This window comes from Microbacterium sp., from assembly GCF_046295495.1.
Classification (GTDB): domain Bacteria; phylum Actinomycetota; class Actinomycetes; order Actinomycetales; family Microbacteriaceae; genus Microbacterium.
Window position 1 is genome coordinate 1 of the sequence record NZ_JBKBNC010000060.1, and the last position, 11,776, is coordinate 11,776.

An 11,776-nucleotide genomic window follows, 5' to 3' on the forward strand; every position below is an offset into this window, starting at 1 on the left:
CTCGGCATCCTTCGTCCGACTCCACCGGCGCCGGCGTAGTCGGGTGAGACCCCTCGTGTGTCCCGAACCCCCGCACGGGCTCGAGAATCGTCCGGGTGTTCTGGACACTCGGGGCAGAGCGCGACGCCCGTCGGGCCTCAGTCGGTCGGGCGCCGCCGCATCCGCTTCACGTCGGTGCGGCGCTGCTTGGCCTCGAGGCGCCGCTCCTTCGATCCGCGGGTGGGCTTCGTCGCGCGACGCGGCGGCGCCGGCGGCCGCACCGCCTCGGCCACGAGGGCGGCGAGGCGGGCGCGCGCGGCGTCGCGGTTGCGCAGCTGAGCGCGCTCCTCCGACGCCGCGATCGTGATCACCCCGTCGACCAGGCGGTGGGCGAGCCGCTCGAGGACCCGCTCGCGCTGCACCGCGGACAGAACGGCGGATGCCGTGGCATCCCACATCAGCTCGACCCGGGAGTCCGCGGTGTTCACGCCCTGACCGCCCGGGCCCGAGGAGCGCGAGAACCGCCACGACAGCTCGGCCGCCGGGATGGTGAGTCCCGCGGTCACGCGCACGTCCCTGTCGGCCATGCCTCCATCATGCGTGCGCCGGTCACGCCGCGCGATCCGTGGCGCCGGGACACGACGCAGGAGTTCCGGCTCCGGGCCGCCGGCGCCGACCCGCACCGCGGCACCAGCTCGCCGGAACTCCTGCGTTGTGTCGCCCGCTGCCCGGCTTCGCACATCGCGCTGACGGCGGCGCGGCGGAGCTCGGGCTTGCCCGACCCCGTAAGCACTCCACCCGTGAGCACTCCACCCGTGAGCAGGCCGTATGCGTCCGTGAGCGACCCGTAGGCAAACCGTTAGGACGCCCGGATGCCGCGGGCCGGCGGAGTTGTATCGACACACGTGCCGCCCCGCGGCGCCCGCGGTGCTGCCGCGGTTCTGCATCCGAACCTGGAGTCGTCGTGCTCGATGCCGTCTTCCTCGCCGCGACCGCCGCGCTCTTCGCGCTGGTCGCCCTCGTCGCCAAGGGGGTCGAGAAGCTGGGCCCCGAGGCCCGCCCCTCGTCGTCCCGTCCTCAGACGCGAGGGGGCGACCGGCCGTGATCTTCTTCTCGATCCTCGCCGCGGTCCTCGCGGTCGCCGCCCTGGTGTACCTCGTGGTCGCCCTCGTCCGTCCTGAGAAGTTCTGACCCATGGATGCCGGAACCATCTGGTCGATCGTCCTGACCAGCCTCACGCTCATCGTCGCCCTGGGCCTGGCCTACCGCCCCCTCGGCGACTACATCGCCCGCATCTACACCGGCGAGCGCGATCTCGCCGTCGAACGCGGCCTCTACCGACTGATCGGCGTCGATGCCCGCAGCACGCAGACGTGGCAGGCGTACCTGCGCTCGGTGCTGTTGTTCTCGTTCGTGAGCGTCGTGTTCGTCTATGCGATCATGCGGTTGCAGACGGTGCTACCCCTCTCCCTGGGCCTCGACGCCCCCGGCGAGGCGCTGTCGTTCAACACGGCCGTCTCGTTCGTCACCAATACGAACTGGCAGTCGTACTCCGGTGAGGCCACGCTCGGTTACACCGTGCAGTTCGCCGCCCTCACCGTGCAGAACTTCGTCTCGGCCGCCGTCGGCATCGCCGTCGCGGTCGCCCTGGTGCGTGGCTTCGCGTACCGCCGCAGCGGAGTGATCGGCAACTTCTGGGTCGATCTCGTGCGCGGCACGCTCCGCCTGCTGCTGCCGTTCGCGGTCGTCGCGGCCGTCGTGCTGCTCGCGGGCGGCGTCGTGCAGAACCTGACCGGGTTCACGGATGCCACGACCCTCACGGGTGCGGCCCAGTCGATCCCGGGCGGGCCGGTGGCATCCCAGGAGGCGATCAAGCTCCTCGGTACCAACGGTGGCGGCTTCTTCAACGTCAACTCCGCGCACCCGTTCGAGAACCCGGCGCCCTGGACGAACCTGTTCGAGATCTTCCTCATGCTCGTGATCCCCTTCTCGCTCCCCCGCGCCTTCGGCCGCATCGTCGGCGACGACCGACAGGGCTACACGATCCTCGGCGTCATGGCGGCCATCTTCGTCGCCTCCGCCGCTCTGCTCACCTGGGCCGAGACGGTCGGCGCGGGCACCGCGCCCGGCCTGGCCGGCGCCGCGATGGAGGGCAAGGAGGTGCGCTTCGGCATCTTCGGCTCGACGCTGTTCGGTTCCACGAGCACGCTCACCTCGACCGGTGCCGTCAACTCGATGCACGACAGCTACACGGCCCTCGGCGGCATGATGCCGATGATCAACATGATGCTCGGCGAGGTCGCCCCCGGCGGCGTCGGCTCGGGGCTGTACGGCATGCTGATCCTCGCCGTGATCGCCGTCTTCGTCGGCGGTCTGCTGATCGGTCGGACGCCGGAATACCTCGGCAAGAAGATCGGGCCGCGCGAGATCAAGCTCGCGAGCCTCTACATCCTCGTCACGCCGACCCTGGTGCTCGCCGGCACCGCGCTGAGCTTCGGCATCCCCGCCATCCGCTCCGACGTCGAGACCACCTCCATCTGGAACCCCGGTGTGCACGGACTGAGCGAGGTGCTCTACGCCTTCACCTCGGCCGCGAACAACAACGGTTCGGCCTTCGCGGGCCTCACCGCCAACACCCCGTGGTTCAACACGGCCCTGGGTGTGGCGATGCTGCTCGGCCGGTTCCTGCCGATCGTGTTCGTGCTGGCCCTGGCGGGCGCCCTCGCGGCCCAGGATGCCGTGCCCGCGACCGCCGGCACCCTGCCCACGCACCGCCCGCAGTTCGCGGGCCTGCTCGCCGGCGTCGCCGTGATCGTCACGGCCCTCACCTACTTCCCGGTCCTCACCCTGGGACCCCTCGCCGAAGGACTCTCCTGATCATGTCCGCCACCCTGACCCACGAACCGGCGCCGACCGAGGCGCCCACCGCCCCGCGCCGCGCGTTCAGCACCGCGCAGATCGTGGCCGCCCTCCCGGGCGCCGCAAAGAAGCTCAACCCCGCCGCCCAGTGGCGCAACCCCGTCATGTTCCTCGTCTGGGTGGGCGCGGCGCTGACCACGTTCATCGCCATCGCCGAGCCGTTCGTCGGCGGGTCCGACGACACCCTTCCCGCCGGGTTCACCTGGGGGATCGCGATCTGGCTGTGGCTCACGGTGTTCTTCGCGAACATCGCCGAGGCGGTCGCCGAGGGCCGCGGCAAGGCGCAGGCCGCGACCCTGCGCAAGACCCGCACGACCACCTCGGCCCGCCGCGTGGTGTCGTACGACGCCAAGGCCGACCCGGCGGCATCCGGAGCCTCCACCGAAGACGTGCCCTCGGGCGACCTCCGCGTCGGCGACATCGTGCTGGTGGAGACCGGAGAGCTGATCCCCGGTGACGGCGACATCGTCCACGGCATCGCGACCGTCGACGAATCGGCCATCACGGGTGAGTCCGCCCCCGTCGTACGCGAGTCCGGCGGCGACCGCAGCGCCGTCACCGGCGGCACCCGCGTACTCAGCGACCGGATCGTGGTGAAGATCACGTCCAAGCCCGGCGAGACGTTCGTCGACCGCATGATCGCCCTCGTCGAGGGCGCGTCCCGCCAGCGCACGCCCAACGAGATCGCGCTGAACATCCTGCTCGCGAGCCTGTCGATCGTGTTCGTCGTGGTCGTGCTCGTGCTGAACCCGATCGCCTCGTACGCCGCCTCCCCCGTCTCGATCCCCGTGCTCGTGGCGCTGCTCGTCTGCCTCATCCCCACGACCATCGGCGCGCTGCTCAGCGCGATCGGCATCGCGGGCATGGACCGTCTCGTGCAGCGCAACGTCCTGGCGATGTCGGGCCGCGCCGTCGAGGCCGCCGGAGACGTCACCACGCTGCTGCTCGACAAGACCGGCACGATCACCTACGGCAACCGCCGCGCCTCGGCCTTCGTCGCACTGAGAGGCGTCGGCGGTCCGGAGCTGGCCGAGTACGCCTCGCTGTCGTCGCAGGCCGACCCCACGCCCGAGGGCGTGTCGGTCGTCGAGCTGGCGGCGGCGCAGGGCATCGTCGCCGAGATGCCCCGCGGCGCCGAGCCGGTGCCGTTCACGGCGCAGACGCGCATGAGCGGCCTCGACCTGACCGATGGCACGCAGGTGCGCAAGGGCGCCGGCTCGGCCGTGCTCGCCTGGCTCGAGAGCGCGGGAAGCGCGGTCGCCCCGGCCCTGCGCGCTCAGCTCACGAGCGAGACGGATGCCATCGCCCAGTCCGGCGGCACACCGCTGGTCGTCGCGACGCTTTCGGGCACGACCGGTCGCCTGCTCGGCGTCATCCACCTCAAGGACGTCGTCAAAGACGGGCTGCGCGAACGTTTCGGCGAGCTGCGGTCGATGGGCATCCGCACCGTGATGATCACGGGCGACAACCCGCTGACGGCCAAGGCGATCGCCGCCGAGGCCGGGGTCGACGACTTCCTCGCCGAGGCCACCCCCGAGGACAAGCTCGCCCTCATCCAGCGCGAGCAGGAGGGCGGCAACCTCGTCGCGATGACCGGCGACGGCACGAACGACGCCCCCGCGCTGGCGCAGGCCGACGTGGGCGTGGCGATGAACACGGGCACCTCGGCCGCGAAGGAGGCCGGCAACATGGTCGACCTCGATTCCGACCCGACCAAGCTCATCGACATCGTGCGCATCGGCAAGCAGCTGCTCATCACGCGCGGCGCGCTCACCACGTTCTCGCTCGCGAACGACATCGCGAAGTACTTCGCGATCATCCCGGCGATGTTCATGGGGGTCTTCCCGGGCCTCGCGGCGCTGAACGTGATGGGCCTGCACTCCCCGGCGTCCGCGGTCACGAGCGCGATCATCTTCAACGCGATCGTGATCATCGTGCTCATCCCCCTCGCCCTGCGTGGAGTGAAGTACCGCGCGGCGAGCGCGTCGAGCATCCTCAGCCGCAACCTGCTCGTCTACGGGCTCGGCGGCGTCATCGTCCCCTTCATCGGCATCAAGCTCATCGACCTCGTCGTGAGCCTCCTCCCCGGCTTCTGAAAGGCCCCCTCATGCGCACCACCCTGCGTACCGCCGGCGTCGCCGTCCGCGCGATGCTCGTCTTCACCGTCCTTCTCGGCATCGGCTACATGCTGGTGATCACCGCCGTCGGCCAGGCCGCCTTCCCGTCCCAGGCGAACGGTTCGCTCGAGCGCTCCGCCGACGGGCAGGTGATCGGCTCACGCCTGATCGGCCAGTCCTTCACGGATGCCGACGGCGCAGCGCTGCCGGAGTACTTCCAGCCGCGTCCCTCCGCCGCCGGCGACGGCTACGACTCCGCCGCCTCGAGCGGATCGAACCTCGGCCCCGAGAACGACGACCTCATCGCCTCGATCGAGGAGCGCCAGGCCGCCTCGCGCGAGCTCGACGGCACCGGCGCGATCCCCGCCGACGCCGTGACCGCCTCGGGCTCGGGCCTCGACCCCGACATCTCGGTCGCGAACGCCGAACGCCAGGTCGCGCGGGTCGCCGAGGCCCGCGGCATCCCGGTCTCCGACATCGAGACGCTGGTGCAGCAGCACGTGAAGCCTCGCGATCTCGGATACCTCGGCGACCCGCGGGTGAACGTGCTCGAGCTCAATCGCGCGCTCGACGCGCTCTGAGCGACGAGAATCACTGACATGACCGTCGCCGCGTGCCCCGCCGCCGTGCTCCCCGCGCGGCGGCGGGTTCGTGCGTTCCCGTCGCCGCCCCCCACCCCGTCGAGCGTCCAGGACACGCCGTCCCCGCGGCGGCGCAACGGCGTGTCTCGGACACTCGACGAGATGAGCCCTCGCCGCACGCGCGGGCGCCGGGGAGGCGTCGCGTGAAGCGCGGGCGGCTGCGCGTGCTGCTGGGCATGGCCCCGGGCGTGGGCAAGACGTACGAGATGCTCGAGGAGGGCCGCCGGCTCCGCGACGAGGGACGCGACGTCGTGATCGCGGTCGTCGAGACGCACGGGCGCGCCGCCACCGCCGCCCAGGCCGAGGGTCTCGAGACCGTCGCCCGACGCGCGGTCGCGCACCGCGGGGTCGCGCTGGAGGAGATGGACCTGGATGCCGTGCTCGATCGGCATCCGCAGATCGCCCTCGTCGACGAGCTCGCGCACACCAACGCGCCCGGGTCGCGCACCGACAAGCGCTGGGTCGACGTCGAGGAGCTGCTCGCGGCGGGCATCGACGTCATCACGACGGTCAACGTGCAGCACATCGCCTCCCTCAACGACGTCGTCGAGAAGATCACGGGCGTCGTGCAGCGCGAGACGGTTCCGGATGCCGTGGTGCGCGCGGCCGACCAGATCGAGGTCGTCGACCTCGCCCCGCAGTCGCTGCGTGATCGCCTGGCCGCCGGCTCGGTGTACCCGGCCGAGCGCATCGACGCGGCGCTGTCGAACTACTTCCGCCTCGGCAACCTCACGGCGCTGCGCGAACTCGCCCTGCTGTGGCTCGCCGACGAGGTCGACTCGGCCCTGCAGCGGTACCGCAGCGAGCAGGGCATCGAGGGATCGTGGCAGGCGCGTGAGCGCGTGGTCGTGGCCCTCACCGGCGGCCCCGAGGGGGAGACGCTGCTGCGCCGCGGTGCGCGCATCGCCGCGCGGTCGGCGGGCGGCGAGCTGCTGGCCGTGCACGTGTCGATGCAGGACGGCCTGCGCGCGAGCGCCCCCGGCGCCCTCGCCGAGCAGCGCGCGCTCGTCGAGACGCTCGGCGGCACGTATCACCAGGTGGTCGGCGACGATCCCGCGACCGCCCTGGTCGACTTCGCCCGGTCGGTCAACGCCTCGCAGCTCGTCATCGGCGTGAGCCGCCGCGGTCGCCTCGCCGCCGCCCTCACGGGTCCCGGCATCGGTGCGACCGTCATCCGCCTCTCCGGCGACATCGACGTGCACATCGTCAACCACGCGCGCGCCGGCGGACGTTTCGCCCTCCCCCGCCTCACCGGTCCCGCACTCAGCGCGAAGCGGCGCATCCTGGGGTTCGTCACCGCCCTCGCCGGCGGGCCGCTCATCTCGATGCTGCTGCTGTCCACCGGTTCCGACGACTCCGTCGCCGCCGACGTGCTGGTCTATCAGTTGCTCGTCGTGGTCGTGGCGCTCATCGGGGGGATCTGGCCCGCGGTGTTCGCGGCCGTGCTGTCGGGCGTCACGTTGAACTTCCTCTTCATCGAGCCGCTGTACACCGTGACGATCAGCAATCCGGCCAACGCGATCGCCCTCGTGCTCTACGTCATCATCGCGACCCTGGTGAGCATCGTCGTCGACCAGGCTGCCCGTCGCGCGCGCGCCGCCCGTCGCGCCGTGGCCGAGGCCGAGCTGCTGGCCACCGTGGCCGGCAGCGTCCTGCGCGGCGAGAGCGCCGTGCCGGCTCTGGTGAGCCGTGCCCGCGAGGCGTTCGGGCTCGCGGGCGTGCGGCTCGTGGCATCCGACGGGTCGCCGCTGGCCACCGACGGCGAGCCCGTGCGCGACGGCCGGTCCACGACCGTGCCCGTGGGAAACGACCGCGCGCGCCTCGAGTTGCACGGCAGCGATCTGGATGCCGGCGAGCGGCGCCTGCTCGACGTCGTCGTCGCGCAGCTCGCCGCCGCCCTCGAACGCACCGACCTGGCCGAGACCGCCGCGGAGGCGGGAGCCCTCGCCGAGACCGACCAGGTGCGCAGCGCCCTGCTCTCGGCCGTGAGCCACGACCTGCGGCGCCCCCTCGCCGCCGCCGTCGCGGCCCTCGGTGGACTGCGCGCCGCGGGTGACAGCCTCTCGGCCGACGATCGCCGCGAGCTGCTCGAGACCGCCGACGAGAGCCTCGCGACCCTCTCGGTGCTCGTGACCGACCTGCTCGACGTCAGCCGGGTGCAGGCCGGGGTGCTCGCGGTGTCGCTCAGCGCGGTCGACGCCGCCGGTGTCGTGCTCACCGCCCTCGACGAGCTCGGCCTGGGTCCGGATGCCGTCGAGCTCGCCCTCGATCCCGACCTCCCCGCCCTGCGCGCCGACCCGGTGCTGCTGCAGCGCGTGCTCGTGAACGTGCTGACCAACGCCGAGCGCTACACACCCGAGGGCCGGCGCGTGCGCATCGCGACGAGCCGACTGGGCGGCACGGCCGAGATCCGCGTGATCGACCACGGCCCGGGCATCGCCGCCGAGCGTCGCGAGGACATGTTCTCGCCCTTCCAGCGCCTCGGCGACACCGACAACACCGTCGGCCTCGGCCTCGGCCTCGCCCTCTCCCGCGGCTTCGCCGAGGGCATGGGCGGAACCCTCACCCCCGAGGACACCCCGGGCGGCGGGCTCACGATGGTCATCGCCCTCCCCGTCTCCGACGACGCCCCCGGCGACGATCCGTACACCGGCCTCGCCGAGCCCGCGTCCGCGTCGAACGCCCGCTCCGCGGCATCCACGCCCGCGACCTCCGCGCGCCCCCCGTCCATCCCCGCACCGCGGCCCGCGGCATCCGGACCCCGAGAGGATGCCCCGTGAAGGTCCTGATCGCCGATGACGACCCGCAGCTCGTCCGCGCCCTGCGCATCACCCTCGCCGCCCACGGCTACGACGTGGTCGCCGCGGCCGACGGCGCCGCGGCCATCACGCTCGCCGCGCACGCACACCCCGACATCGTGCTGCTCGACCTCGGGATGCCGCACCTCGACGGCGTGCAGGTGATCGAGGCCCTGCGCGGCTGGACGACGGCGCCGATCATCGTCGTCTCGGGCCGCACGGGCTCGGCCGACAAGGTCGAGGCCCTCGACGCCGGCGCCGACGACTACGTCACCAAGCCGTTCCAGATCGACGAACTGCTCGCGCGGCTGCGGGTGCACGCGCGGCGATCGGTCCCGGCCTCCGGAGACGCGGTCGTGCGCTTCGGCGACGTCGAGGTCGACCTGTCGGCGAAGGCGGTGCTGCGCGACGGCGCGCGCGTGCACATGACGCCGACGGAATGGCGGATGCTGGAGTTCCTGGCCCGCAACCCCGGGTCGCTCGTGACGCGCCAGACGCTGCTGAAGGAGATCTGGGCGAGCGAGCAGGTGGCCGACAGCGGCTACCTGCGGCTGTACATGTCGCAGCTGCGCAAGAAGCTCGAGGCCGACCCGTCGGCGCCCGTGCACCTGCTCACCGAGCAGGGGATGGGGTATCGATTGGTGGTGTGACGGCGCGGCTCGTCCCGCCCATCGGGCCAGCGGCGGCGGGCGGCGGCCCGGCCCACGCGGGGCGGCTCCGGTCCGGCCCCGGGGCGGGCCGGACTCCGGAGAAAATCGCCGGCTCGGGCCCGTCTCCGGACAGATCCGTGGCGCTGGGGCCGCGATCTCAGGAGTCCGGCCCGGCCTCGGCCGCGTCCTCGCGCCCGCAGGCCTCGAACTCCGCCTGAACGCGTGCGCAACGGCAGGCGTACACGATCGAGTGCAGCAGCATCAGCGCACCTCGCCGACGGTGTGGCATCCGGGGCACGGCACGGCGACGCGATCGCCGACGCGCAGGTCTCCCGGCAGCACCACCGTGCCGCACGGTTCGTCGTGCGCGTCGACCACGGCGAACCGCTCGTCGTACGCGCGCGACACCCGACCGATCAGCCGCGCCTCGCGCCAGGTCGCGTCGAGGTCCGTGAAGCACGCGTCGACCTGCAGGGTGTCGGGCCCGGCATGCACCACCGTCGCGACCACCACCGTCGTCGACAGCACCGCGGATGCCACACCGCCCGACGCCGGGATCACCGCGGGGCCCGTGCACACGCAGGGCGTGCCGCAGATGTCGGCGTAGCGGCCGACCGACATCGCCCGCACCGTGACGTCGTCGAGCGTGGGCGCGGACCCGGCCGGCCACGCCGTCGAGTCGAAGGGCGCGGGGATGCTGGAGCGGAGGGTCGGGAGCAGGGCCGTGAGGGTCATGGCATCCGGTCTACGCCGCCGCCGTCCCGGGGTGCGGGGCCCTGACGCTTTCCATGCGGGGAGCCCGGCGACCCTGACGGAACGAGCCCGGCCATCCGCCGCCGCGTAGCCTAGAAGCGTGACCCCTGCCTTCGACGTCGACGCAGTGCGCGCCGACTTCCCGATCCTCGAGACAGAGGTCGACGGCAACCCGCTCGTCTACCTCGACTCCGGCGCGACCAGCCAGAAGCCCCGTGCGGTGCTCGACGCCGAGCGCGACTTCCTCGAGCGGGCGAACTCGGCCGTGCACCGCGGCGCCCACACGCTCGCCGCCGAGGCGACCGAGCTGTTCGAAGACGCGCGCATCAGTGTCGCCGACTTCGTCGGGGCGCGGCCCGAGCAGCTCGTCTGGACGAGCGGGGCCACGGGCGGACTCAACCTCGTCGCCGGATCCCTCGGCTACGCCGGGTGGCTGAGTGAGGGCGACGAGATCGTCGTCACCGAGGCCGAGCACCACGCCAACCTCCTTCCGTGGCAGGAACTCGCCCGGCGCACCGGCGCGCGCCTGCGTCACATCCCCGTGCTCGACGACGGCATGCTCGACATGCACGCCGCCGCCGACCTGATCGGCGAGCGCACGAAGGTCGTCGCGTTCCCGCACGTCTCGAACGTGCTCGGCCTCGTGAACCCCGTGGCCAAGCTCGTCACCCTCGCCCGCGGCGTCGGCGCCCTGACCGTGCTCGACGCGTGCCAGTCGGCCCCGCACCTCGCGCTCGACCTGCCGGCATCCGGGGTCGACCTCGCCGTGTTCTCGGGCCACAAGGTCTACGGACCGTACGGAATCGGTGCCCTGTGGGGCCGCGACGAGGTGCTCGAGGCCCTGCCGCCGTTCACCACCGGCGGCTCGATGATCACCACCGTCACGCTGGATGAGGCCGAGTACCTTCCGCCGCCGCAGCGCTTCGAGGCCGGCACGCAGCCGGTGTCGCAGGCCGTGGCCCTGGCCGCCGCGGTGCGGTGGCTGGGCGAGCACGACCTCGCCGCCGCGCACGCGCACGAGGCTGGGCTCGAGAAGCGCATGCGCGAGGGACTCCGCTCGATCGACGGCATCCGCCTGCTCGGAGACACGGATGCCGCCGAGCGCGTCGCCCTGCAGTCCTTCGTGGTCGAGGGGGTGCACGCGCACGACGTGGGGCAGTTCCTCGACAGCCGGGGCGTCGCCGTGCGCGTGGGCCACCACTGCGCACAGCCGCTGCACCGCCGCTTCGGCGTGACGGCGTCGGTGCGCGCGAGCGCGGCGATCCACACGACCGAGGCCGAGATCGACACGTTCCTCGACGCCGTCTCGGGCGTGCGCGGCTTCTTCGGAGCGGGCGCATGAGCGGGCTCGAGTCGCTGTATCAGGAGCTCATCCTCGACCACGCGAAGAACCGTCGCGGCTTCGGCCTCGCCGAGCCCGGCGCGCACAGCGCCACCGTGCATCAGCGCAATCCGATCTGCGGCGACGAGATCACGCTGCGGGTGGACGTCGAGGGCGACCGCGTGGCATCCGTCACCTGGGAGGGCGCGGGCTGCTCGATCTCGCAGTCCTCGGCATCCATGCTCGTCGCCCTGCTGCGGGAAGACGGTGGAGACGAGGGGATGCCGACGGCCGATGCCCAGGCCCTGATCGAGCGGTTCCGCGAAGCGCTGCGCTCGCGCGGCAAGATCCCCCTCGACGAGGAGACCTTCGCCGACGCCGCCGCCCTGTCGGGGGTGTCGAAGTACACCGCGCGGGTGAAGTGCGCGATGCTCGCGTGGGTCGCGCTCGAGGAGGGGTTGCGCCAGGCCTGACCCGACGCCGCGGGCGCGGCGCACTGCGGCGGCGGGCGCGTTGAGCAGCGGGGCGCGGTCGGCGGGCGCCCGCGACACGGCGTCCGCGGCGTTGTTCGCGCCCGGCCGGGGGGGCGGGGGCGCGG

The 11,776-nt window shown here is 72.6% G+C and carries 11 protein-coding genes; 9 read left to right on the plus strand and 2 right to left on the minus strand.

Features of this window, described 5'->3' with window-relative positions; genetic code table 11:
- Positions 1 to 137 precede the first annotated feature (137 nt).
- Positions 138 to 566, minus strand: coding sequence for an alternative ribosome rescue aminoacyl-tRNA hydrolase ArfB (gene arfB / locus ACK4LS_RS13870; RefSeq protein ID WP_409718401.1), 429 nt, complete (start codon positions 564 to 566; stop codon positions 138 to 140).
- Positions 567 to 943: 377 nt separating this feature from the next.
- Between arfB and ACK4LS_RS13875 the strand changes: the two genes are divergently transcribed.
- The 7 genes from ACK4LS_RS13875 (at position 944) to ACK4LS_RS13905 (ending at position 9,104) form a co-directional block, all read left to right on the plus strand.
- Entirely contained in the window at positions 944 to 1,084 is a 141-nt protein-coding gene (locus tag ACK4LS_RS13875) for a hypothetical protein (protein WP_409718405.1), read from the plus strand.
- Positions 1,081 to 1,170 carry a K(+)-transporting ATPase subunit F gene (kdpF, locus tag ACK4LS_RS13880; RefSeq protein ID WP_409718408.1) on the plus strand — a complete coding sequence of 30 codons (90 nt, stop codon included), beginning with the start codon at positions 1,081 to 1,083 and terminating at the stop codon, positions 1,168 to 1,170. The genes ACK4LS_RS13875 and kdpF overlap by 4 nt, the downstream gene beginning before the upstream one ends.
- A gap of 3 nt (positions 1,171 to 1,173) precedes the next feature.
- Positions 1,174 to 2,856 carry a potassium-transporting ATPase subunit KdpA gene (kdpA, locus tag ACK4LS_RS13885; RefSeq protein ID WP_409718411.1) on the plus strand — a complete coding sequence of 561 codons (1,683 nt, stop codon included), beginning with the start codon at positions 1,174 to 1,176 and terminating at the stop codon, positions 2,854 to 2,856.
- Positions 2,857 to 2,858: 2 nt separating this feature from the next.
- On the plus strand, positions 2,859 to 4,994 hold the full coding sequence (gene kdpB, locus ACK4LS_RS13890; protein ID WP_409718414.1) for a potassium-transporting ATPase subunit KdpB: 2,136 nt from the start codon (positions 2,859 to 2,861) through the stop codon (positions 4,992 to 4,994).
- An 11-nt stretch (positions 4,995 to 5,005) separates the two neighbouring features.
- Positions 5,006 to 5,596 carry a K(+)-transporting ATPase subunit C gene (gene kdpC / locus ACK4LS_RS13895; RefSeq protein ID WP_409718417.1) on the plus strand — a complete coding sequence of 197 codons (591 nt, stop codon included), beginning with the start codon at positions 5,006 to 5,008 and terminating at the stop codon, positions 5,594 to 5,596.
- Positions 5,597 to 5,799: 203 nt separating this feature from the next.
- Positions 5,800 to 8,436 (plus strand): DUF4118 domain-containing protein, encoded by a 2,637-nt coding sequence (locus ACK4LS_RS13900; protein ID WP_409718420.1) that lies wholly within the window; start codon positions 5,800 to 5,802, stop codon positions 8,434 to 8,436.
- Positions 8,433 to 9,104, plus strand: a complete 672-nt coding sequence (locus ACK4LS_RS13905; RefSeq protein ID WP_409718423.1) for a response regulator — start codon at positions 8,433 to 8,435, stop codon at positions 9,102 to 9,104. Before ACK4LS_RS13900 ends, ACK4LS_RS13905 begins: the two co-directional genes overlap by 4 nt.
- A 261-nt stretch (positions 9,105 to 9,365) precedes the next feature.
- On the opposite strand, the gene ACK4LS_RS13910 is transcribed toward ACK4LS_RS13905, so the two are convergent.
- Positions 9,366 to 9,839, minus strand: coding sequence for a hypothetical protein (locus ACK4LS_RS13910; RefSeq protein WP_409718426.1), 474 nt, complete (start codon positions 9,837 to 9,839; stop codon positions 9,366 to 9,368).
- A gap of 118 nt (positions 9,840 to 9,957) precedes the next feature.
- Between ACK4LS_RS13910 and ACK4LS_RS13915 the strand changes: the two genes are divergently transcribed.
- Positions 9,958 to 11,199 (plus strand): aminotransferase class V-fold PLP-dependent enzyme, encoded by a 1,242-nt coding sequence (locus ACK4LS_RS13915; RefSeq protein ID WP_409718429.1) that lies wholly within the window; start codon positions 9,958 to 9,960, stop codon positions 11,197 to 11,199.
- Positions 11,196 to 11,651: a Fe-S cluster assembly sulfur transfer protein SufU gene (sufU, locus tag ACK4LS_RS13920; RefSeq protein ID WP_409718432.1), complete on the plus strand. Its 456-nt coding sequence runs from the start codon at positions 11,196 to 11,198 to the stop codon at positions 11,649 to 11,651. Before ACK4LS_RS13915 ends, sufU begins: the two co-directional genes overlap by 4 nt.
- Positions 11,652 to 11,776: the final 125 nt, after the last annotated feature.

Excerpts from the sequence above, each read along its gene's own strand:
- arfB (WP_409718401.1), bottom strand. The coding sequence starts at position 566 with ATGGCCGACAGGGACGTGCGCGTGACCGCGGGACTCACCATCCCGGCG.
- kdpA (WP_409718411.1), top strand. The coding sequence starts at position 1,174 with ATGGATGCCGGAACCATCTGGTCGATCGTCCTGACCAGCCTCACGCTC.
- kdpB (WP_409718414.1), top strand. The coding sequence starts at position 2,859 with ATGTCCGCCACCCTGACCCACGAACCGGCGCCGACCGAGGCGCCCACC.
- kdpC (WP_409718417.1), top strand. The coding sequence starts at position 5,006 with ATGCGCACCACCCTGCGTACCGCCGGCGTCGCCGTCCGCGCGATGCTC.
- ACK4LS_RS13910 (WP_409718426.1), bottom strand. The coding sequence starts at position 9,839 with ATGACCCTCACGGCCCTGCTCCCGACCCTCCGCTCCAGCATCCCCGCG.
- sufU (WP_409718432.1), top strand. The coding sequence starts at position 11,196 with ATGAGCGGGCTCGAGTCGCTGTATCAGGAGCTCATCCTCGACCACGCG.